20 protein-coding genes are annotated in these 20,974 nt (G+C 68.9%); 14 read left to right on the forward strand and 6 right to left on the reverse strand.

The window, feature by feature from the left end; translation table 11 throughout:
• Positions 1-19 precede the first annotated feature (19 nt).
• Positions 20-424: a heme-binding protein gene (locus tag ACEWX3_RS01130; protein ID WP_221358844.1), complete on the reverse strand. Its 405-nt coding sequence runs from the start codon at positions 422-424 to the stop codon at positions 20-22.
• Between the two features lie 298 nt (positions 425-722).
• Here ACEWX3_RS01130 and ACEWX3_RS01135 point away from each other — a divergent pair, with 298 nt between their 5' ends.
• From ACEWX3_RS01135 to ACEWX3_RS01165, 7 genes are all read left to right on the forward strand, one after another.
• The gene (locus ACEWX3_RS01135) at positions 723-1,898 is read left to right on the forward strand and encodes a N(5)-(carboxyethyl)ornithine synthase (RefSeq protein ID WP_374158492.1); all 1,176 of its coding nucleotides are present in this window, start codon (positions 723-725) and stop codon (positions 1,896-1,898) included.
• 10 nt (positions 1,899-1,908) lie between these two features.
• The gene (locus ACEWX3_RS01140; protein WP_374158493.1) at positions 1,909-2,316 is read left to right on the forward strand and encodes a VOC family protein; all 408 of its coding nucleotides are present in this window, start codon (positions 1,909-1,911) and stop codon (positions 2,314-2,316) included.
• Positions 2,313-3,176: a rhomboid family intramembrane serine protease gene (locus tag ACEWX3_RS01145; RefSeq protein WP_374158494.1), complete on the forward strand. Its 864-nt coding sequence runs from the start codon at positions 2,313-2,315 to the stop codon at positions 3,174-3,176. Before ACEWX3_RS01140 ends, ACEWX3_RS01145 begins: the two co-directional genes overlap by 4 nt.
• Before the next feature lie 5 nt (positions 3,177-3,181).
• Complete coding sequence (locus ACEWX3_RS01150; RefSeq protein ID WP_221358850.1) at positions 3,182-3,892, forward strand: beta-phosphoglucomutase family hydrolase; 711 nt, start codon at positions 3,182-3,184, stop codon at positions 3,890-3,892.
• A complete protein-coding gene (locus tag ACEWX3_RS01155; protein ID WP_374159984.1) occupies positions 3,892-6,246 on the forward strand; it encodes a glycoside hydrolase family 65 protein in 2,355 nt (784 codons plus the stop codon). The genes ACEWX3_RS01150 and ACEWX3_RS01155 overlap by 1 nt, the downstream gene beginning before the upstream one ends.
• A 98-nt stretch (positions 6,247-6,344) precedes the next feature.
• On the forward strand, positions 6,345-6,620 hold the full coding sequence (locus tag ACEWX3_RS01160; protein ID WP_374158495.1) for a hypothetical protein: 276 nt from the start codon (positions 6,345-6,347) through the stop codon (positions 6,618-6,620).
• A 79-nt stretch (positions 6,621-6,699) separates the two neighbouring features.
• On the forward strand, positions 6,700-7,587 hold the full coding sequence (locus tag ACEWX3_RS01165; protein ID WP_207068602.1) for a DMT family transporter: 888 nt from the start codon (positions 6,700-6,702) through the stop codon (positions 7,585-7,587).
• 5 nt (positions 7,588-7,592) lie between these two features.
• On the opposite strand, the gene ACEWX3_RS01170 is transcribed toward ACEWX3_RS01165, so the two are convergent.
• Complete coding sequence (locus ACEWX3_RS01170; RefSeq protein WP_374158496.1) at positions 7,593-8,156, reverse strand: sigma-70 family RNA polymerase sigma factor; 564 nt, start codon at positions 8,154-8,156, stop codon at positions 7,593-7,595.
• Between the two features lie 113 nt (positions 8,157-8,269).
• Positions 8,270-8,707, reverse strand: a complete 438-nt coding sequence (locus tag ACEWX3_RS01175; RefSeq protein ID WP_374158497.1) for a TIGR03668 family PPOX class F420-dependent oxidoreductase — start codon at positions 8,705-8,707, stop codon at positions 8,270-8,272.
• Positions 8,708-8,867: 160 nt separating this feature from the next.
• Here ACEWX3_RS01175 and ACEWX3_RS01180 point away from each other — a divergent pair, with 160 nt between their 5' ends.
• The 4 genes from ACEWX3_RS01180 to ACEWX3_RS01195 are packed head-to-tail and all read left to right on the forward strand — an operon-like array spanning position 8,868 to position 12,671.
• The gene (locus ACEWX3_RS01180) at positions 8,868-9,980 is read left to right on the forward strand and encodes an ABC transporter substrate-binding protein (RefSeq protein WP_374159985.1); all 1,113 of its coding nucleotides are present in this window, start codon (positions 8,868-8,870) and stop codon (positions 9,978-9,980) included.
• A 32-nt stretch (positions 9,981-10,012) separates the two neighbouring features.
• The gene (locus ACEWX3_RS01185) at positions 10,013-10,849 is read left to right on the forward strand and encodes an ABC transporter permease (protein WP_374159986.1); all 837 of its coding nucleotides are present in this window, start codon (positions 10,013-10,015) and stop codon (positions 10,847-10,849) included.
• A 26-nt stretch (positions 10,850-10,875) separates the two neighbouring features.
• Positions 10,876-11,622 carry an ABC transporter permease gene (locus ACEWX3_RS01190; protein ID WP_374159987.1) on the forward strand — a complete coding sequence of 249 codons (747 nt, stop codon included), beginning with the start codon at positions 10,876-10,878 and terminating at the stop codon, positions 11,620-11,622.
• Positions 11,619-12,671 carry an ABC transporter ATP-binding protein gene (locus tag ACEWX3_RS01195; RefSeq protein ID WP_374158498.1) on the forward strand — a complete coding sequence of 351 codons (1,053 nt, stop codon included), beginning with the start codon at positions 11,619-11,621 and terminating at the stop codon, positions 12,669-12,671. Before ACEWX3_RS01190 ends, ACEWX3_RS01195 begins: the two co-directional genes overlap by 4 nt.
• Before the next feature lie 19 nt (positions 12,672-12,690).
• Here ACEWX3_RS01195 and ACEWX3_RS01200 read toward each other — a convergent pair whose 3' ends face one another.
• Positions 12,691-13,272 carry an orotate phosphoribosyltransferase gene (locus tag ACEWX3_RS01200; RefSeq protein ID WP_152519224.1) on the reverse strand — a complete coding sequence of 194 codons (582 nt, stop codon included), beginning with the start codon at positions 13,270-13,272 and terminating at the stop codon, positions 12,691-12,693.
• Positions 13,273-13,287: 15 nt separating this feature from the next.
• Positions 13,288-14,100, reverse strand: coding sequence for a HugZ family protein (locus tag ACEWX3_RS01205; RefSeq protein WP_374158499.1), 813 nt, complete (start codon positions 14,098-14,100; stop codon positions 13,288-13,290).
• 183 nt (positions 14,101-14,283) lie between these two features.
• On the opposite strand from ACEWX3_RS01205, the gene ACEWX3_RS01210 reads away from it, so the two are divergent.
• The 3 genes from ACEWX3_RS01210 to ACEWX3_RS01220 all read left to right on the forward strand — a co-directional run bounded on the left by ACEWX3_RS01210 (position 14,284) and on the right by ACEWX3_RS01220 (position 18,590).
• On the forward strand, positions 14,284-15,357 hold the full coding sequence (locus ACEWX3_RS01210; RefSeq protein ID WP_374158500.1) for a hypothetical protein: 1,074 nt from the start codon (positions 14,284-14,286) through the stop codon (positions 15,355-15,357).
• Positions 15,358-15,450: 93 nt separating this feature from the next.
• Positions 15,451-17,238, forward strand: coding sequence for a maltose alpha-D-glucosyltransferase (treS, locus tag ACEWX3_RS01215; RefSeq protein ID WP_207068608.1), 1,788 nt, complete (start codon positions 15,451-15,453; stop codon positions 17,236-17,238).
• Positions 17,238-18,590 (forward strand): maltokinase, encoded by a 1,353-nt coding sequence (locus ACEWX3_RS01220; protein WP_221358861.1) that lies wholly within the window; start codon positions 17,238-17,240, stop codon positions 18,588-18,590. Before treS ends, ACEWX3_RS01220 begins: the two co-directional genes overlap by 1 nt.
• A gap of 229 nt (positions 18,591-18,819) precedes the next feature.
• Here ACEWX3_RS01220 and glgX read toward each other — a convergent pair whose 3' ends face one another.
• On the reverse strand, positions 18,820-20,931 hold the full coding sequence (gene glgX, locus ACEWX3_RS01225) for a glycogen debranching protein GlgX (protein WP_374159988.1): 2,112 nt from the start codon (positions 20,929-20,931) through the stop codon (positions 18,820-18,822).
• Between the last annotated feature and the right edge of the window lie 43 nt (positions 20,932-20,974).

The following is a 20,974-nucleotide window of genomic DNA, read 5'->3' on the forward strand; positions in this document are numbered from 1 at the left end:
GCGGCATCGATGCGTCGACTCAGCCGGCCATGAACGTGTTGTAGGCCGTCGCCAACTCGCCGGGCAGCACCGTCACGCCACAGGTGCGCTGCGTGTCACCGATCGGCGACAGGATGCCCCGCAGGTCGTAGTACTCGGCCGGGTTGGCGGTGAAATAGCCCCGCAGATTGGCCTCTGCCTCGGCATACGGCTGATTCATCGCCGCGGTGACCACCTGGTTGGCGCCGGGGTGCCCGTCCAGGTAGGAGCGGGCCTGACCCGTCACCGAGCTGACCGTGTCGGCGATGCCGCTGGCACTGCACTGCTCGGCCGGCGCGGCGCCCGCCGTGGGCGCGGCCACGGTGGCTGCGGCGAGACCGCCGAACAGCGCGCCCGCCCCGATGCCGGCGGCGACACGGCGCATTGCGGTTCCACTGGATTTCATGATCGATTCGTCCTTCGTGTCTTGGTTTCACTGCATCCCCGCCCAACTCCAAGGTAGCCGAGATCCGCAGTGCCCAAACCGGTCTCGTGATCAGCTACCGGTGAGCGCGAAAACGTTACAGTCGCAGGGCGTGATCCTCGCCGCACTATCGGGTATCCGTACGGCATAGCGGTCCCGCCATGGTCACGGCGGCATGAAGTCTCTCAGAAATCAGGCCGGTTGCTTAGATGATCGTGATCTCAGGAGCGGTCGACGTCACAATGTCGTCATTTTCTCCGGCCCGGTAGGGTGACGCCCCATGCCAGCTGACGAATCGGGCCCGCAGAGCCACCTCAGCCTGGGCGTCCTCGCCCGCTCCGGCAAAGCCGACGAGCGCAGGCTGGCGATCCACCCGGAGCATTTCGGCCGGATCGACGAGGACCTGCGGCCGCGGATCCTGCTGGAGAGCGGCTACGGCGCCGACTTCGGCGCCACCGACGAGATGCTGGCTCCGTTCGTCGGCGGTATCACGACCCGTGAGGAGATCGTCGCCACGTGCGACGTCATCCTGCTGCCCAAGGTGCAGGCCGCCGATCTCACCGAATTCCGGCAGGGCCAGATCATCTGGGGATGGCCGCACTGTGTACAGGATTACGCACTGACCCAGGCCGCCATCGACCGGCGACAGACCTTGATCGCCTTCGAGGCGATGAACCACTGGCAGCCCGACGGTGGCTTCGGCCTGCATGTCTTCCACAAGAACAACGAGATGGCCGGCTATTGCTCGGTGCTGCATGCGATGGCGCTGGCCGGCATCACCGGGACCTACGGCCGCCGACTACGAGCGACCGTGCTGGGTTTCGGAGCCACCGCCCGCGGCGCGGTCACCGGGTTGAACGCGCACGGCGTCGATGACGTGCGGGTGCTGACCAACCGCGATGTCGCCGCCGTGGCCGCGCCGATCCCGTCCGTGCAGATGCTGCAGATGGGCTCCGACCCCGACAGCCCCGACCGCATCTGGGTGGACACCGACGACGGTCGGCTCCCGGTGGCCGAACTGCTGACGGACAACGACATCGTGGTCAACTGTGTGCTGCAGGATCCCACCGCTCCACAGGTCTTCGTGACCGAGGAAGACCTGGCCTCGTTCACCGCCGGAAGCCTCGTCGTCGACGTCTCCTGTGACGCCGGCATGGGCTTCGAGTGGGCCCGCCCCACCTCGTTCGCCGAGCCGACGATCCAGCTGGCGAACGACGTGCTCTACTACGCCGTCGACCACAGCCCGTCGTATCTGTGGAACTCGGCGACGTGGGAGATCAGCGAGGCGCTGCTGCCCCACCTGGAAACGGTCCTGGCCGGACCGGCGGTCTGGGACGAGACGCCGACGATCGCCCGAGCCATCGAGATCCGAGACGGAACCGTGCGCAATCCGGCGATCCTGGCCTTCCAGCACCGCGAGCAGGGTTACCCGCACCGCAGGTCCTCCGACCGCTAGCGTGGGGGACGTGAAGCTGGATCTGCTCTCCCCGGGCATCGAGGTCGGCCTCGTCACCACGAACCTGGAGCCGATGGTCGCGTTCTACGAGGGGTTCCTGGAGCTCGAGCCGCAGGGCGACATCGACTTCGAGGGCGGCACGCAGCGCCGCTACTCGCTCGGCGCGAACGTGCTGAAACTGGTCACCTACACCACGCCGCCGCCCGCGCCGGCAGCGCCCGGCGGCGGGCGGGCGCAGGCAGGTCTGCGGTACTTCACCATCGGTGTCAACGGGCTGCGCGCGGTGGCGGCGGCCTTCGAGGCCTCGGAGTACGACGTCGTCGAGCCGCTGACGGAGTTCGCGCCGGTGCCGGGCATGGGCTGGATGTTCGTCGCCGACCCGGACGGCAACTGGATCGAACTCTTCGGAGTGCTGTGAGCATTCCCAGCGAGGCGCCGCAGATCCCCACCTGTTACCGCCACCGGGACCGGCAGACCTATGTCCGCTGCACCCGCTGCAACCGGTTCATCTGCGGCGAGTGCATGCGCTCCGCCGCGGTCGGCCACCAGTGCCCGGACTGCGTCGGAGAAGGTGCCCGCACCGTCCGCCCGGCGCGCACCGCGTTCGGCGGCCGGCCGGGCCGCTCGGCGACCCCGGTGGTGACGTACACGCTCATCGGGGTCAACCTGCTGATGTTCCTGCTACAGAGCACGTCGGCAGGGTTGGAACGCGAGCTGGTGCTGTGGCCGCCGGCAGTCGCCGACGGCGAGCTGTACCGGCTGCTGACCTCGGCGTTCCTGCATTACGGGCTGACCCACATCCTGTTCAACATGTGGGCGCTCTACATCGTGGGCCCGCCCCTGGAAATGGCGCTGGGAAGGCTGCGGTTCGGGACGCTGTACTTCCTCAGTGCGCTGGGCGGCTCGGTGTTGGTGTACCTGGCGTCGGAGCTGAACGCGGCCACCGCCGGCGCGTCAGGTGCCGTGTTCGGGCTGTTCGGGGCGATGTTCGTGGTGGGCCGCAAACTGAACATGGACGTGCGGTTCGTCGTCGTGATCATCGCGCTGAACCTGGCCTTCACCTTCGTGATCCCGCTGATCAGCTCGCAGAACATCAGTTGGCAAGGTCACATCGGCGGGCTGGTGACCGGTGCGGCCGTCGCCGCGGCGTTCGCCTACGCGCCCCGGGCCAGGCGCGACCTCGTGCAGGCCGGTGCCGCGGTGACGCTGCTGCTGGTCTTCGCCGGGCTCATCTGGTGGCGCACGACTGAACTGCGGGCGCTGTTCGGGTTAGCGTGAACAGGATGCTGGGGCTACCCGATGACATCCGTGCCTGCCTTTTCGACCTCGACGGCGTCCTGACCGACACCGCGAGCGTGCACCGGCAGGCATGGAAAGCGATGTTCGACGACTACCTTCGTGCGCGCAGCGACCAGACCGGCGACGAGTTCGTGCCGTTCGACGCCGGCGCCGACTACGAGGAGTACGTCGACGGCAAGCCGCGGCTGGACGGTGTGCGGTCCTTTCTCGAGAGCCGGGGCATCACACTCGACGACGCAGAGGTCGAGAAACTCGGACAACGCAAGAACGACAGCTTCACCGACGTGCTGCACCGCGACGGGGTGGAGGTGTTCGAAGGGTCCCGCCGGTATCTCCAGGCTGCCGCCGATGCGGGCCTGCGCCGCGCGGTGGTCTCGTCGAGCGCCAACACCCGCGAAGTGCTCGAGCTGACCGGGCTGGACGCCTTCGTCGAAGCCCGCGTCGACGGGGTGACGCTGCGCGAGGAGCACCTCGCCGGGAAGCCGGCCCCGGATTCGTTCCTGCGGGCCGCCGAACTGCTCGACGTGGCGCCCGCGCACGCCGCGGTGTTCGAGGACGCCCTGTCCGGGGTGGCGGCCGGCCGGGCCGGGGACTTCGGGGTGGTCGTCGGTGTGGACCGGGTCGGACAGGCGGATGCGTTGCGGGACAACGGCGCCGACGTCGTCGTGGGTGATCTGGGGGAGCTGCTGCCATGATGATCGCCGACGAGGCCTTCCCCGTCGAACCGTGGCACGTCCGGGAGACCAAGCTGTGCCTGGACCTGCTCCCGCAGAGCGAGTCGTTGTTCGCCCTGTCCAACGGCCACATCGGCATGCGCGGAAACCTGGACGAGGGCGAGCCTTTCGGTCTTCCCGGAACGTACCTCAACGGCTTCTACGAGAACCGTCCGCTGCCCTACGCCGAAGCCGGTTTCGGCTACCCGGAGGAAGGTCAGTCGGTCGTCGACGTGACCAACGGCAAGCTGATCCGGCTGCTCGTCGAGGACGAGCCGTTCGACGTCCGCTACGGCGACCTGATGGCCCACGAACGGGTCCTCGACCTGCGCGCGGGCACCCTGCGCCGGACCGCGGAATGGCGCTCGCCTGCCGGTAAGCACGTGCGCATCGAGTCGACCCGGCTGGTGTCGCTGGCGCAGCGGGGCCTGGCCGCCATCGAGTACATCGTCGAGGCCCTCGACGAGGACGTGCGCGTCACCGTGCAATCCGAACTCGTCGCCAACGAAGACCAGCCCGCCCCGTCGGACGATCCGCGGGTGGCGGCGCTGCTGGTCAAGCCGCTCGAGCCGGTGGACCACGAAGTGAGCGAACGCGGGGCGTCGCTGATGCACCGCACGCGTGCCAGCGGGCTGATGATGGCGGCCGCGATGGACCACCTCGTCGAGGCGCCCGGCCGGGTTCAGCTCAGTGGCGACGCGGGCGACGACTGGGCACGCACCACGGTGGTGTGCGCACTGAAACCCGGCGAGAAGCTGCGCATCGTCAAATACATCACCTACGGCTGGTCCAGCCTGCGGTCCCGGCCCGCGCTGCACGATCAGGCCGCCGCCGCCATCGCCGCCGCGCGGTTCACGGGGTGGGACGGCCTGCTGGACTCGCAACGCGCCTACCTCGACGAGTTCTGGGATTGCGCCGACGTCGAGGTCGAAGGTGACCCGGACTGTCAGCAGGCGGTTCGTTTCGGGCTCTTCCACGTCCTGCAGGCCAGCGCCCGCGCCGAACGGCGCGCGATCCCCGGCAAGGGCCTGACCGGAACCGGGTACGACGGTCACGCATTCTGGGACACCGAGGGATTCGTGCTGCCCGTCCTGACCTACACCGCTCCCGGATCCGCCGCCGACGCGCTGCGCTGGCGCGCCTCCACCCTCGACATGGCACGCGACCGGGCCCGCGAACTCGGCCTGAAGGGCGCGTGCTTCCCCTGGCGGACCATCCACGGCGAGGAGTGTTCGGGGTACTGGCCCGCGGGCACCGCCGCGTTTCACGTCAACGCCGACATCGCGCTGGCCTTCGAGCGCTACCGGGTGGTGACCGGTGACCAGTCGCTCGAACAGGAATGCGGGCTGAAGGTGCTCGTCGAGACCGCCCGGATGTGGATGTCGTTGGGCCATCACGACCGTCACGGCCGCTGGCGGATCGACGGCGTCACCGGTCCCGACGAGTACACCGCAGTCGTGCGGGACAACGTGTTCACGAACCTGATGGCCGCCGAGAACCTGCGGATCGCCGCCGAGGCGTGCGGGCGGAATCCCGACGACGCAGCCGATCTCGGCGCCGGCAACGAAGAGATCGCCGCCTGGCGGGACGCGGCGGACGCCGTGCACATTCCGTACGACGAGGAACTCGGCGTCCACCCGCAGTGCGAGGGCTTCACCACGCTGCGGGAGTGGGATTTCACCGTGAGCAACGACTACCCGCTGTTGATGCACGAGCCCTACTTCAGGCTCTACTCCTCCCAGGTCGTCAAGCAGACGGATCTGGTGCTGGCGATGCACTGGCAGAGCCACGCGTTCACCGACGAGCAGAAGGCCCGCAACGTCGACTATTACGAGCGGCGCACCACCCGGGACTCGTCGCTGTCGGCGTGTACCCAGGCGGTGATGTGCGCCGAGGTCGGCCACCTCGAGCTGGCGCACGACTACGCGTACGAGGCCGCGTTGATCGACCTTCGCGACCTGCACCGCAACACCAGCGACGGGGTGCATGTGGCCTCGCTGGCCGGCAGCTGGACCGCGCTGGTCCAGGGTTTCGGCGGGCTGCGCGACGACGAGAAGATGCTCTCCCTGGACCCGCACCTGCCGCCGGGCATCACGGGGATGCGGTTTCGGCTGCGGTGGCGCAACTTCGGTGTGATCGTCGACGTCGACCACGACACGGTCACCTACACGCTGCGCGACGGTCCCGAGGGGGAGCTGACCATCCGGCACGCCGGACAGGACCTCCACCTCGACACCCAGAAGCCCACCGAGGTCGCGGTGCGCCCGCGCCACCCGCTGCTGCCGCCCCCTCAGCAGCCGCCCGGCCGCGCACCGTTCCGGCGCAGCCGCGTGTAGCGCGGGCAGCGCGGAATGACCGCGGGTCGTTCGATGACCCAGGTGGGGTGAGGCCTGGTTACCCTGGTGCCAGCAGTCCCCGAGCGAAAGACGTGCCGATGAAGCTCCAGGTGTTGCCCTACGTCACCGTCGAGATCGACGACCGGGTCCGGCGACGTCTGCGTCTGCGCGGTGAGCGCCTGCGCCTCACCCTGCGTGGCTACCTGCGCAGCGCGGCCGACGATGTCGACACCGCCGGGGACCGCGTGCGCGGCATGTGTGACCGCGCCGTCGACCGCGTCGACGCGGTGGTGGCCACCGTCAACGACAAGATCGCCCCGGAGCCCGCGGACCGGCCCACCCTCCGCGTGGTGGACGGCCGGGAAGCCTCCTAGCCGACGGCCCGGCTGCGTCCGCCGCGCCGACATCCGACCGGAGTGGGCGACGCTCAGGCAAGTGTGCTGTCCTAGTCGGGTGATCGGCCAAGGTCTGACAGTGCTTCTGGCGCTCCTGGCCGCGGTGTTCCTCGCGGTCGGCATCGTCGTGCGACAGCGCGCCACCATCGACGTCCCGGCCGAGTACGGCGTGAGCGCCGTGATGTTCAAGACCCTCGTCCGCCGGCCGTTGTGGTGGGCGGGCACCGGGGCCGCGATCGCCGGATATGTGTTCCAGGCGCTGGCGCTGGCGACCGGGTCGCTGCTGCTGGTGCAACCGATCCTGGTGTCGGCGCTGTTGTTCGCGTTGCCACTGAGTGCGCGGCTGGCACGCCGGCGGGTCACCCGTGGCGAGTGGGCCTGGGCGGTGTTGCTGACCGTGGCACTGGCCGTGTTCGTCGTGCTGGCCAAGGCCAGCCCGGGCGACTATGCCGCGTCGCTGTCCACGTCGGCGATCGTCGCGGTGGTGTGCACCGTCGCGGTGCTGGCCTGTGTTGTCGTCGCGGTGCGTACCGCCGGCTGGCGGCGCGCGGTGTTGCTGGCCGTGGCGGTCGGTGTGCTGTTCGGTGTGGTCGCGGTGCTGACCAAGCTCGTCATGCACCTGCTGACCCATCAGGGCGTGCTGGCGGTGGTGACGACCCCGGTGTTGTATCTGCTGGCCGTGCTCGGGGTGATCGCGACACTGTTGCAGCAGTCGGCGTTCCACGCCGGGTCCCTGCAGACCTCGGTGCCCACCATGCTGGTGCTGGAGCCGATGATCGCGGTACTTCTCGGGGCGGTGGTGCTGGGCGAACACCTCGACGTGGGGCGGTGGGACGCCGTGGCGATCGCGGTGGCCACCGCGGCGATGGTGGCGGGCACGATCGCGCTGGGTCGCGACGAAGGCGCCTACGAAGAGGAACTCGAGGCCGCGATCGCCAAGTCGTAGCGGGATCAGGCCGCCGCGCGCTCGGCGAGCGCCCGGCGCAGCCGGATGCGGCCTCGATGCACGCGCGACATGACGGTGCCGAGCGGCACCTCGGTCAGCGCGGCGATCTCTTTGTACGTGCGGCCCTCGACGTCGGCGTGATACACCGCGGTCCGATATGTTGCGGGCAGTCCCCGCATCGCGGCAGCCACCCGCTGGTCTCCGGCCCGTGCGAGCACCTCGTCCTCGGCCGAGCCGGGGCCGGCGGTGCGGCGCGCATGGGTCAGCAGCTGAGGGTCGCTGAACTCGTCGGTGAGCCACAGTGTCGGGCGGTGCTGTTGCCGGCGGTGATTGTTGCGGTGCGTGTTGACCATGATCCGGTAGAGCCAGCCCGACAGGTTGGTCCCCCGCTGGAACGACCCGAACGACGCGTACGCCCTGGCAGCGGTGTCCTGCAACAGGTCCTCGGCGTCGGCGTGGTTGCGGGTCAACGTGAATGCGTGGCGGTACAGTCCGTCGATCGCCGGCACCGCGTCGCGGGCGAAGCGTGTGGTGAGGTCGTCGTCATGGGCAAGACGCATGGTGGTCATCGGGGCTCCTCGGCGGGCGGAATCGGATGAACCAACTCTGTCGCTGGGCATCTCGGATGTCTGCCCGGTTGACCTCCATTCGCGTTCCGGACTGCCCCCGCCTGAACTTCCGGCTAACCCCCCTGCCAGGACGACCAGCGCCGGACCGCGACGGTGATCACCGGGCCGTCCAGTTCGACGCGTTGGTACTGGGGGTACTTGGCGCGCAGGGCGGCGTATCCGGCGGCGACCTCGTCACCGCGCAGGTGGATCGTGGCGGTGCCGTCGACGCGCACCCACCAGAGCCGGTTCCAGTCGTCGTCGTAGTGGTCGACGAGCAGGCTCACGGACGGGTTCGCTTCGATGTTGGCCAGTCGGCGCAGCCGCCTGGTCGACTTCGGCTTGGCGTCCACAGCGGTGTACAGCACGTCGGTGCGGCCTTCGGGCATCGCGAACACCACCGGCACCAGGTGCGGTGCGCCGTCGGCGCCGACCGTGCCCAGCACCGCGACCGGCGAGCTCGAGAACCGCACTGGCGCATCGAACCCCGCTGCTGCATCGAATCCCGACATGAGACCAGGGTAGGGTCACCACCGGCGCACCGGGCGGGTCGAATTCATTCACCGAGACGTCGAGCACCGGTAACCCGGCCGACACCCCACGGCCGTCCGACCATCGGAAGGTTCGGCAGTGATTCTCTCGACGATCTCGTGCGGAGCCCGGCTGGCCCGGATGGTGGGTGTGGTGGCAACCGGTGCACTGCTCGTCGGCGCAGTGGCCTGCGCACCTCCGGAACGCGACGGCTCCGGAACCGAGACACCGTCCGGGGTCGAGGCCGGGCAGACGACGTCGGCCGCGGACTTCGGTGGGATGGCCGAGCTCGTCGAAGCGGCCCAGGCCGAAGGCGAGCTGAATGTCATTGCGCTGCCGCCGGACTGGGCCAACTACGGAGCCATCATCTCGGCCTTCTCCGACAAGTACGGCATCAAGGTCAACTCGGCGCAGCCGGATGCGTCCAGCCAGGACGAGATCAACGCCGCCAACCAGCAGAAGGGGCGCAGCAGCGCACCCGATGTGTTCGACCTGGGCCAGGCAGTGGCGCTGGCCAACACCTCGATGTTCGCGCCCTATCGGGTCGAGACGTTCGACGACATCCCGGCGGCGTTCAAGGATGCCGACGGCACCTGGGTCAACGACTACGGTGGCTACATGTCGATCGGCTTCGACTCGGCCGCCGTGCCGCCGGTCACGGGTGTCGACGACCTACTCGAACCCGAATACCGGGGCAGCGTGGCCCTCAACGGTGACCCGACGCAGGCCGGAGCCGCGTTCTCCGGGGTCATGATGGCCGCGTTGTCGCAGGGCGGGTCGGCCGACGACATCGCCCCCGGTGTCGAGTTTTTCGCCCAACTCAACGAGGCAGGGAACTTCCTTCCGGTCGACCCGACACCGGCGACCATCGAGTCCGGGCAGACGCCGGTCGTCATCGACTGGAACTACACGAACGCCGCGCAGACGAAGAAGCTGCCGTCCTGGACCGTCGTTGTCCCACCGGACAACCCGGTCGCCGGCTACTACTACCAGGCCATCAACAAGGACGCTCCGCACCCGGCGGCCGCCCGCTTGTGGCAGGAGTTCCTGTACAGCGACGAGGGGCAGAACCTGTTCGCCGAGGGCGGGGTTCGCCCGGTCCGGGCCGACAACATGCTGGCCGACGGGACGCTCGACCCGGCGGTGGCCGCGGCGCTGCCCGTCGTGGACGGCCCGGTGACGGTGCCGACACCGCAGCAGACCGAGGCCGCGTCGAAGTACCTCGCGGACAACTGGGCCGCGGCTGTGGGCTGAGGGTGGTCATCTCCGGTCGCCGCGCCGCGCGGATGCTCCGGGAAGCATTGCCGCTGTTGCCGTTCGGCATCGTCGTGGTGGTGTTCCTCATCATCCCGACCATCACGGTGCTGATCGGCGCGGTCTACGCCGACGGGGTGTTCACACTGGACCGGATCGCGGCGCTGTTCACCCGCACGGCGCTGTCCGCGCTGACGAACAGTCTGCTGCTGTCCGCGATCAGCGCGCTGGTGGGTGCCGCGGCGGGAGCGGTGCTGGCCTGGTTGATCGTCAGCGCTGCGCCCGACTCGACGTTGCGGCGGGCGGTGCTGGCCCTGTGTAGTGTGCTGGCCCAGTTCGGCGGCGTGGCACTGGCTTTCGCGTTCCTGGCCACCGTCGGGGTGAACGGCGTGCTGACATTGTGGGTGCAACAGCTCACCGGGTGGAACCTGGCCGGGTCGGGATGGCTGTACAGCCTCGGCGGACTGGTGTTGGTGTACACGTACTTTCAGATCCCGCTGATGGTCATCGTGTTCACCCCGGCTCTCGAAGGGTTGCGCAGCCAGTGGCGCGAGGCGGCCGTCAGCCTGGGTGCGTCGACGTGGGCCTACTGGCGCGACGTCGCCGTGCCGCTGTTGAGGCCGGCGTTCCTCGGTTCGGTCCTGCTGTTGTTCGCCAACGCGTTCGCCGCATACGCCACCGCGGCGGCACTGGTCAGTCAGGGCAGCCTGATCGTGCCGCTGCTCATCCGCACCGCTCTGACCAGCGACGTGGTGCTCGGGCAGGCCGGATTCGCGTATTCGCTGGCGTTGGAGATGATCGTCGTCGTGGCGGTCGTCATGGCCGCCTACCGCCTGGTGGTGCGCCGCAGCGATCGGTGGCTGTCGTGACCGTCGGTGCGCGGTGGACGCGGACGATGTTGTGGGTCGGCTTCGGGTTGTTCTTCCTGTTCCCGCTGTACGCGATGGCCGACTTCTCCACCCGGAACCGGGACGGGCGCACGTGGCAGGCGTGGGCGAACCTGGTGCACGACGAGGCGCTGTACGACGCGATCGCGGTGTCGGTGCTGTTGGCGGTCCTGACGGTGGCCGGGATGCTGAGCGTGCTGGTGCCGACCATGATCTGGGTGCGGTTGCGGGCCCCGTGGGCCAGGCGCCCGGTCGAGTTCCTGTGCCTGCTGCCCCTGACGATCCCGGCACTGGTGATCGTGGTCGGGTTGCGCAACGTGTATCTGTGGGTGACCTACCTACTGGGTGAGTCGGCGTTGACGCTGGCGTTCGTCTACGTGGTCGTCGTCCTGCCGTTCGCGTACCGGGCACTGGACGCCTCGCTGTCCGCCGTGGATCTGCGCACCCTCACCGAGGCGGCCCGCTCGCTGGGAGCCGGGTGGTTCACCGCCACGCTGCAGGTGGTGGTGCCCAACATCTGGCCGGGCATGGTGTCGGCGGCGTTCATCTCCACCGCGGTGGTGCTGGGGGAGTACACCATCGCCTCGCTGAGCGGATACCAGACCCTGCCGGTGCAGATCGTCCTGCTGGGCAAGAGCGACGGCCCCACCTCGGTGGCCGCGTCGCTGGCGACGCTGGTGTTCGGTTTCGTCCTGTTGTCGGCGCTGTCGCTGCTCACCCGGCGGCGCCGCAGAACCGCAGCGGCGGCGCGATGAGCCGCGGCGAGGACGGCGGTCAGGCCCTCGACATCGACGAACTCACCCGCGTCTACGGAGACTCACGAGCCCTCGACGGCCTGACGCTGCACATCCGGCCCGGTGAACTGGTGGCACTGCTGGGCCCGTCCGGGTGTGGGAAGACCACCGCGCTGCGGATCGTGGCGGGGTTGGACGAGGCGACGTCGGGGACGGTGTCGGTGGCGGGGGTGGACCTGCACCGGACGCCGGCGAACCGGCGCGATATGGGCATGGTGTTTCAGGCCTACAGCCTGTTCCCGCATCTGAGCGTGCTCGACAACGTCGCGTTCGGGCTCAAGATGCGTGGCAGGGGCAGAAGGGAGCGACGCGACCGCGCGGCCCGGATGCTCGACCTGGTCGGGCTGGCCGCCTATGCGGACAGGTACGCCACCGAGTTGTCGGGAGGTCAGCAGCAGCGGGTGGCGCTGGCCCGGGCGCTGGCGATCGAACCGCAGGTGTTGCTGCTCGACGAGCCGCTGTCAGCGCTGGATGCCAAGGTGCGCGTCCAGTTGCGCGACGAGATCAGGCGGGTCCAGTCCGAGGTGGGGACCACCACGCTGCTCGTCACCCACGACCAGGAGGAGGCGTTGGCGATAGCCGACCGGGTCGCGGTCATGAACAGGGGTCGACTGGAACAGGTGGCCGCGCCCGCGCAGCTGTACGCCCACCCCGCAACGCCGTTCGTCGCCGACTTCGTCGGCCTGAACAACAAGGTGCCCGCACACGTGTCCGGCGGCCGGGCGACGCTGCTCGGAGTCGGCGTCCCGACCCTGCCGGGGTCGGTGGACCACGGCGCCGGCACGGCCCGGGTCCGGCCCGAATCCCTCACCGTGAGTGGTGATCCCGCGGGCTCGGCCACGGTCGCCTCGGTGGCGTTCCTCGGGGCCGTCTCCCGGGTTGCGATCACGCTCGCGGACGGGGTGGCGCTGACGGCCCAGATGCCGAGTTCGGCTGCCCGGCGGCTGGCGTCCGGCGACCGCGTCACCGTCGGAGTGGAACCCGACGGCGTCCTCGTGGTTCGTGACTGAGTCGTCCGCGACTGAGGTATCAGACGTCGCGAACGGGCTCGATGCCCAGGTCGCGGTAGCTGACCAACGCGACGAAGGGGACACCGCGGGCGGCGAAGCGGCCGGCGGCGATGTCGCCGCGGTCGACCATCGGAATGACGCCGGCGACCACGGCGCCCAGCGCGGTCACGCGCTCGAGGGCGATCTCGGTGGAGCCGCCGGTGCTGATGACGTCGTCGACGAGCAGGACCCGGTCACCCGCCTGCAGGCGCGTGCCCTCGATCCACTGCTCCCGGCCGCGCTGCTTCTGTTCCTTGCGCACGGAGAACCACGCCTTGCCCGTGACCATTGCGACGCCGTGTGCCAGCGGGTCGGCACCCATGGTCAGTCCCCCGACGGCGTCGTACTCGATGCCGTGGGCCGAGGCGAGATCGGCGACGGCGCGGCTGACCACCGCCAGGCGCTCTCCGGTGTCGACGGCGTACTTGCCGTCGATGTAGTCGTGGCTGAGTTGGCCGCTGGCCAGCCGGAACGGTTCGGCGCGGTGCTCGTGTCCGCGGTCGCGGATCAACTCGAACGCCGCCTGCCAGGTCTGCGGGCGCGGAGGGTTGTGCTCAGCCATGACGGGGATGGTAGTTCAGCTCCGGCGCGCCCGTTGCGCCAACTCGACCGTGGCCGAACGTAATTCGTCGATCGAATTGATGGGGCCGGCGTATCCGATTCGGGTGTAGGCCATCCCGCGATCGGTGTCCAGCCGCAGGTCCAAGCCGTATCGGTCGGCGCTGGTGCAGGTCGCGGCGACGGTGTCGGGATAGCCGCCCAGCGTGCGGGCCATCGCCACCAGGCTGTCGGCATGGTCGGCATTGAGGTGCGCCACCGCACCCGCCGCCCGCGGGGTCACCGGATCCGGTTCGGCGGCGGCGTAGTCCGGGCCCGTCGTCGAATCCATCCGGCCGTAGCCGCCCACCCAGCGCACCCGGGACACCCGCAGCACCCACAGCGTGAAGTCGCTGTAGTCGATGTAGTACCTCGCGGCGGCGACCGCGCTCAGGTGCGCGGCCCGGGCGGCGTCGCGTTCGTCGCCGACGGGCTGCTCGACGTGCCCGGCGAGCGTGACCCTGCCACTGGCCAGCGGGTCGGCCTGGCTGCTGGGGGCGACGATCGCCAGGCTGGCTCGCGGGTCGTGGGCGAGGTTGCGGCCGTGCTCGGCCAGGTTCGACACACACAGCACCGGTGCCCCGCCCAGCAAGCCGTAGGTGACGAACGACGCCCACGGGTCCCCGTCGGCGGTCAGCGAGGCCAGGGTGCCGGTGTTGGTGGCTGCCGCGATGGTTCGCGCCTCCTCGGCCGCCGACGGGCGCCGGGTGTCGGCGGGTTCGGTCAGCGCAGGGGGGACGGTGGGTGCGTCGCCGGGATCACCGTGGTCGCGTGTCGGGCCTGCGGAGCTCACCCCCGGCACGATAGCGGGTGGCCGGATCGGGTCGGCGTGGCGCCGAAACAAAATGACGCGGACGTCGATTGATCGTCTCCCGTCAGCAACTGCACTCAGCGGATTCGGCGGTGCGGATGTGCGAGAATCTCGGTGAGAACACCGACCTGCCGAGCAACCGATCCGGGCAAGAATTGGGGCACCATGGGCGAGCCTTCGTTGCGCGCCGCCGCGCTCGCCGGTCTGGTCTCGGCAGGTCTGTTGATCGCCGGCCCGGGCGCGGCGCCGGCCGTCGCGCAGCCCTCCGATTCCGGAACCAGCAGCCAGGGTTCCGACAGTGCCGGTGACGGCTCGGGGGAGGACAGCACCGCCAGCAAAGCCGACGCGGACGATTCCGCCGGGGATGACGACGGTGATGCCGGGGAAACCGGCGACTCCGATCCGCCGACGATCCGCTCCGATGCACTCGACGACGCCGCGGAATCCGGGGACTTCGGGGACTTCGACGGCGACACCCTGGTCCCGATCGACGACGAGGACACCGCAAGTGAGCGTGACGGCTCCAGCCGCGGTCCGCTCCCGCCGCCGAAAACCCCGCGGATGTTCGACTACAGCAACTCCTCGATCACCATGAGGATTCCGGTGCCTCGCCTGCCTGCGGCCGACGAGATACCCGCCGGGACGTGGCCGACGGTCTCGTCGTTCTACACGACCGTCGAGGTCTCCGTACCGACCCTGCAGGGATTCCTCCAGTCGCTGGTCGTCAACCCCACGCCGGCCCCGCCGGGTCCGTCCATCCGCACCCAGGAGGAGGAGCCCGTCGTCGACGCGGCGACCGGCACGACCACCGCGGGCGGCGGAGGCGGCGGCGTGATGTCCGAAGCCCCGGTGATGCGCGCACCGCTCGTGGTGGCGGTGCCCCGCGTCGCCACCGTGGGCGGGCAGGGCGCCCGGCCGGTGGAGGCGGTCGCCGCTCCCGCGCCAGGTGTGACGGCGCCCGGCACCGCCGGTGTGCGCACCCCGGTGATCCGTGGCTCGCTGCCGCCGAGTGCCGAATCGGCACCGCAGTCGGTGTCGACCCCGCTGTCCGGCCCACCCCCTCGGTTGGGATATCCCCGCGCGCTGACCAACCCGACGCTGGCCGAGCTGGCCGCGGTGGCCCTGCCCGGCGTCGCGGGACTGCTGCTGCTGACGTTCGGCGGCGGTGTCATCGGATACCGGCAGGCCAACAGTCTGCGATACGTGCGCACCCCCGGCGCCGAACGCTTCCTGCCTTGACCCGCTTCGGCGCGGGCCGGGTGCTCGGTGATCTGATTCTCGCTCCGCTCGGGTGATTCATTTCCGTCAGACCTGGGTAGGTTGGAAACACCTATGGACGACAGCACTCGCACCCGCTCAGCAGGCCCGGCGGAGGGCAGCCACGTCGAAGACGGGGTAGTCGAACACCCGACCGCCGAAGACTTCACCCACGCGCGCGCCCTCCCCGAGGACCGCGTGTGGTTCAAGAAGGCGGTCTTCTACGAGGTTCTGGTACGCGCCTTCTACGACTCCAACTCCGACGGCATCGGCGACCTACGCGGCCTGACCGAGCGAATGGACTACATGAAGTGGCTGGGCGTGGACTGCCTGTGGCTGCCGCCCTTCTACGACTCCCCGCTGCGCGACGGCGGCTACGACATTCGGGACTTCTACAAGGTCCTTCCCGAGTTCGGCACCGTCGAGGATTTCGTCGAGCTGCTCGACGCCGCACACCGCCGCGGCATCCGCGTCATCACCGACCTCGTCATGAACCACACCTCCGATCAGCATCCGTGGTTCCAGGAATCGCGCCGTGATCCCGACGGCCCCTACGGCGATTTCTTCGTCTGGAGTGACACCAGCGAGCCCTACCCCGACGCGCGGATCATCTTCGTCGACACCGAGGAGTCCAACTGGACATTCGACCCGGTGCGGCGGCAGTTCTACTGGCACCGGTTCTTCTCGCACCAGCCCGACCTGAACTACGACAACCCTGCGGTGCAGGAAGCGATGATCGACGTGCTGCGGTTCTGGCTGGACCTCGGCATCGACGGCTTCCGCCTCGACGCGGTGCCCTACCTGTTCGAGCGGGAGGGCACCAACTGCGAGAACTTGCCCGAGACCCACGCCTTCCTCAAGCACTGCCGCAAGGTCATCGACGACGAGTTCCCGGGCCGGGTGCTGCTCGCCGAAGCCAACCAGTGGCCCGCCGATGTCGTCGAGTACTTCGGGGACCCCGAGACCGGTGGCGACGAATGCCACATGGCGTTCCACTTCCCGCTGATGCCCCGCATCTTCATGGCGGTGCGCCGCGAGTCGCGCTTCCCGATCTCGGAGATCCTCGCCCAGACCCCGGACATCCCGGAGATGGCGCAGTGGGGGATCTTCCTGCGCAACCACGACGAGCTGACGCTGGAGATGGTCACCGACGAAGAGCGCGACTACATGTACGCGGAGTACGCCAAGGATCCGCGCATGAAGGCCAACGTCGGCATCCGCCGGCGCCTGGCGCCGCTGCTGGACAACGACCGCAACCAGATGGAGCTGTTCACCGCGCTGCTGCTGTCGCTGCCCGGTTCGCCGGTCCTGTACTACGGCGACGAGATCGGGATGGGTGACATCATCTGGCTGGGCGACCGCGACGCGGTGCGCACCCCGATGCAGTGGACCCCCGACCGCAACGCGGGATTCTCCACCGCCACCCCCGGGCGGCTCTACCTGCCGCCCAACCAGGATGCGATCTACGGCTACCAGTCGGTCAACATCGAAGCCCAACGCGACACCTCGACCTCGCTGTTGAACTGGACCCGCACGATGCTGTCCATCCGCCGCCGGCACGATGCGTTCGCGGTCGGGTCATTCCGCGAGTTGGGCGGCACCAACCCGTCGGTGCTGGCGTATGTGCGCGAACTGGAGCAGGACGGCCGCACCGACGTCGTGCTGTGTGTGAACAACCTGTCGCGTTTCCCGCAGCCCATCGAACTCAACCTGCAGGCCTGGAACGGACACATCCCGGTGGAGATGACCGGTCACGTCGAGTTCCCCCGCATCGGCAATCTGCCCTATCTACTCACCCTCCCCGGCCACGGCTTCTACTGGTTCATGCTGCGACCCGACCCCACCGAGGGAGGCGAGCAGTGATGACCGTCGACAATCTGCCCTTCGCCGACTGGATCGTCAGCCAGCGCTGGTACGCCGGGCGCAGCCGAGAACTGGCCTCCGTACGACCTTCGGCCGTCACCGCGTTGTCCGACGGCGTCGAACTGGTGCTGCTCGACGTGGCCTACACCGACGGCGGCACAGAGCGTTACCAGGTGCTGCTGCGCTGGGGCGCCGAGCCGATCGACGAGTACAGCGACGTCGCCACCATCGGAACCGTCGCGGGACCCGACGGGGAGCGGGTGGCCTGCGATGCGCTCTACGATCCCGACGCGGCGCAACAGCTGCTGTCCCTGATCGATTCGTCGGCCTCCATCGGTGCTCTGCGCTTCGAGAAGGAACCCGGCGCCGACCTGCCGACGACCGCTGTTCCGCGCATGGCGGGCGTCGAGCAGAGCAACACCAGCGTCATCTTCGAGGACCGGGCGGTGCTCAAGGTCTTCCGTCGCCTCACCCCCGGCATCAACCCCGACATCGAGCTGAACCGGGTGCTGGCCCGGGCGGGCAACCCACACATCGCGCCGCTGCTCGGCTCGTATGAGACCGCCTGGGATGCGGCGGGTTCGCAGCCCTGTGCGCTCGGCATGGTGACCGAGTTCGCCGCCAACAGTGCCGAGGGCTGGGACATGGCCACGGCCAGCACGCGCGACCTGTTCGCCGAGGGCGACCTCTATGCCGACGAAGTCGGCGGTGACTTCGCCGGCGAGTCCTACCGGCTGGGTGAGGCGGTGGCCTCCGTGCATGCCACGCTGGCCGCCGAACTCGGCACGTCCACCATGGATTTCCCGGTCGACACCGTGCTCGAGCGGCTGCAGTCCGCCGCCGCATCCGTGCCCGACCTGGGCGGGCACGCCGCCCTGATCGAGGAGCGGTACCGCAAGCTCGCCGGCCAGCAGATCACGGTACAGCGGGTGCACGGCGATCTGCACCTGGGGCAGGTGCTGCGCACGCCGGAGAACTGGCTGCTGATCGACTTCGAAGGCGAGCCGGGACAGCCGCTGGAGGAGCGGCGCAGGCCCGATTCCCCGTTGCGCGACGTGGCCGGCGTGCTGCGATCCTTCGAGTACGCCGCCTATCAGCGGCTGGTCGACCTGTCCGCCGACCACGAGCGGGACCGGCAGGTTGCCGCGCGGGCACGGGAATGGGTCCAGCGCAACAGCACCGCGTTCTGCGAGGGCTACGCGGCGGTGGCCGGAACCGACCCCCGCGAGTCGGGTGAGGTGCTGGCCGCCTACGAACTCGACAAGGCGATCTACGAAGCCGCGTACGAGGCCAAGTTCCGGCCGTCCTGGCTGCCGATCCCGATGCGGTCGATCCAGCGCATTCTCGGTTGATCCGCGGAGGTCGAGAGCAGAGCTGGCAACCGTGACCGCCGGGTAGGTCACCGCCGCTCTTCGGCTCCTACTCCGGCCCGCCCGGCCGGCGGCAGTCGGGAACCCGACGCCGACTCGGCGGTCACGGTTGCACAGCATCTTCAAGCTAACACACAGCGCGCCGAAAAACGCTGAACTGGGCTGCTAAGCGCAGTGTCGCGCAACGTCTTTCAGGTGGCCGGTGCTCGGGCTACTCGGGGATGGCCTCGAGGACGACCAGTCCGCGCGCGGCGACCTCGAAGGTGGCCGACGCCTTGAGGGTCTTCGCGTCGTCGGGCACCACCCCGGTCGCCGTGTCGATGAGGGGGCGCCACTGCGGCGCGAACTTCTTCTTCGGCGCCTTGAACTTGATCGGCTCGTAGTGGGCGTTGAAGAACAGCAGGAACGACGCGTCGGTGACCCGGATTCCGCGCAGGTCCATGTAGGGAATGGCATTGCCGTTGAGGTAGACCGCGATCGACTTCGCGTAACCGGTGCCCCAGTCCTCGCTCGACATGACCGAGCCGTCCGGGTTGAGCCACAGGATGTCGGGCAGTCCGCCCGCCTCGATGGGCTGCCCGGTGAAGAACCGGCGCCGGCGGAACACGGGATGCGCGGTACGCAGCTGTGACACGGTGCGGGTGAACTCCATCAGATCGGTGTCCGCCGCCGACCAGTCCACCCAGGACAGCTCGTTGTCCTGGCAGTACACGTTGTTGTTGCCCTGCTGGGTGCGGCCGAGTTCGTCGCCGTGCGCGATCATCGGGACACCCTGGGACAGCAGCAGCGTGGTCAGGAAGTTGCGTTGTTGCCGGGCGCGCAACGTGTTGACCTCGGCGTCCTCGGTGGGGCCTTCGGCGCCACAGTTCCAGGACCGGTTGTGGCTTTCCCCGTCGTTGTTGTCCTCGCCGTTGGCCTCGTTGTGTTTCTCGTTGTAGGAGACCAGGTCCCGCAACGTGAAACCGTCGTGGGCGGTGATGAAGTTGATCGAGGCGACGGGTCGCCGCGCGGTGTTCTCGTAGAGATCGGCCGAGCCGGTGAGCCGGGAGGCGAACTCGTCGAGGGTGGCGGGCTCGCCGCGCCAGTAGTCGCGCACGGTGTCGCGGTACTTGCCGTTCCATTCCGTCCACTGCGGCGGGAAGCCGCCGACCTGGTACCCGCCGGGTCCGACGTCCCACGGCTCGGCGATGAGTTTGACCTGACTGACCGTCGGATCCTGCTGGACGAGTTCGAAGAACGTCGACAACTTGTCGACGTCGTAGAACTCCCGGGCCAGGGTGGAGGCCAGGTCGAAACGGAACCCGTCGACGTGCATCTCGGTCACCCAATACCGCAGCGAATCCATGATCAGCTGCAGCGAATGCGGGTGACCGACGTTGAGGCTGTTGCCGGTTCCGGTGTAGTCCATGTAGTAGCGCTTGTCGTCGTCGACGAGGCGGTAGTAGGCGGCATTGTCGATGCCCCGCATCGACAGCGTCGGACCCAGGTGGTTGCCCTCGGCGGTGTGGTTGTAGACCACGTCGAGGATGACCTCGATGCCCGCTTCGTGCAGCGTGCGCACCATGGTCTTGAACTCCTGCACCTGCCCGCCGGGGTTGGGGTTGGAGCTGTACTTGGAGTCCGGGGCCAGGAAACCGATGGTGTTGTAGCCCCAGTAGTTGGACAGGCCCTTGTCGACGAGCGTGGAGTCGTTGGCGAAGTGGTGCACCGGCATCAGCTCGATCGCGGTGATCCCCAGCGCGACCAGGTGGTCGATGATGGCCGGGTGGGCGACCGCGGCGTAGGTGCCGCGAATCTGCTCCGGGATGTCGGGGTGCGTCTCGGTGAGGCCTTTGATGTGGGCCTCGTAGATGACGGAGTCGGCGTATTCGTGGCCGGGCGGGCGGTCCACCCCCCAGTCGAAGTACGGGTTGATGACCACGCACTTGGGCATGCTGGCCGCCGAGTCGTCGTCGTTGCGGCTGTCGGGGTCGCCGAAGTTGTAGCTGAACAGCGACTGGTTCCAGTCGAACGTCCCGTCGATGGCCTTGGCGTAGGGGTCGAGCAGCAACTTGTTCGGGTTGCAGCGCACGCCGGCCCCGGGGTCATAGGGGCCGTGGATGCGGTAGCCGTAGCGCTGCCCGGGCTCGATGTTGGGCAGAAAACCGTGCCAGACGAATCCGTCCACCTCGGGCAGCGTGATGCGGGTTTCCGTGCCGTCCGCGTCGAACAGGCACAACTCGACCAGCTCGGCGGCCTCACTGAACAACGCGAAGTTCGTGCCGGACCCGTCGTAGGTGGCGCCGAGGGGGTAGGCCTTGCCGGGCCACGGCTCGACAGCCATGACGTTGCCCGGTGAGCTGGCGATCTCGGTCAAGGCGATTCTC

Origin of the sequence: Mycobacterium sp. G7A2 (genome assembly GCF_041902445.1) — a bacterium.
Lineage (GTDB): Bacteria > Actinomycetota > Actinomycetes > Mycobacteriales > Mycobacteriaceae > Mycobacterium.

Coding starts and splice junctions, on each gene's coding strand:
- ACEWX3_RS01210 (WP_374158500.1), top strand. CDS start 14,284: ATGGGCGAGCCTTCGTTGCGCGCCGCCGCGCTCGCCGGTCTGGTCTCG.
- ACEWX3_RS01160 (WP_374158495.1), top strand. CDS start 6,345: ATGAAGCTCCAGGTGTTGCCCTACGTCACCGTCGAGATCGACGACCGG.
- ACEWX3_RS01195 (WP_374158498.1), top strand. CDS start 11,619: ATGAGCCGCGGCGAGGACGGCGGTCAGGCCCTCGACATCGACGAACTC.
- glgX (WP_374159988.1), bottom strand. CDS start 20,931: ATGGCTGTCGAGCCGTGGCCCGGCAAGGCCTACCCCCTCGGCGCCACC.
- ACEWX3_RS01170 (WP_374158496.1), bottom strand. CDS start 8,156: ATGACCACCATGCGTCTTGCCCATGACGACGACCTCACCACACGCTTC.
- ACEWX3_RS01220 (WP_221358861.1), top strand. CDS start 17,238: ATGACCGTCGACAATCTGCCCTTCGCCGACTGGATCGTCAGCCAGCGC.
- ACEWX3_RS01180 (WP_374159985.1), top strand. CDS start 8,868: ATGGTGGGTGTGGTGGCAACCGGTGCACTGCTCGTCGGCGCAGTGGCC.
- ACEWX3_RS01175 (WP_374158497.1), bottom strand. CDS start 8,707: ATGTCGGGATTCGATGCAGCAGCGGGGTTCGATGCGCCAGTGCGGTTC.
- ACEWX3_RS01185 (WP_374159986.1), top strand. CDS start 10,013: ATGCTCCGGGAAGCATTGCCGCTGTTGCCGTTCGGCATCGTCGTGGTG.
- ACEWX3_RS01150 (WP_221358850.1), top strand. CDS start 3,182: ATGCTGGGGCTACCCGATGACATCCGTGCCTGCCTTTTCGACCTCGAC.
- ACEWX3_RS01200 (WP_152519224.1), bottom strand. CDS start 13,272: ATGGCTGAGCACAACCCTCCGCGCCCGCAGACCTGGCAGGCGGCGTTC.
- ACEWX3_RS01130 (WP_221358844.1), bottom strand. CDS start 424: ATGAAATCCAGTGGAACCGCAATGCGCCGTGTCGCCGCCGGCATCGGG.
- treS (WP_207068608.1), top strand. CDS start 15,451: ATGGACGACAGCACTCGCACCCGCTCAGCAGGCCCGGCGGAGGGCAGC.
- ACEWX3_RS01190 (WP_374159987.1), top strand. CDS start 10,876: ATGTTGTGGGTCGGCTTCGGGTTGTTCTTCCTGTTCCCGCTGTACGCG.
- ACEWX3_RS01155 (WP_374159984.1), top strand. CDS start 3,892: ATGATCGCCGACGAGGCCTTCCCCGTCGAACCGTGGCACGTCCGGGAG.
- ACEWX3_RS01135 (WP_374158492.1), top strand. CDS start 723: ATGCCAGCTGACGAATCGGGCCCGCAGAGCCACCTCAGCCTGGGCGTC.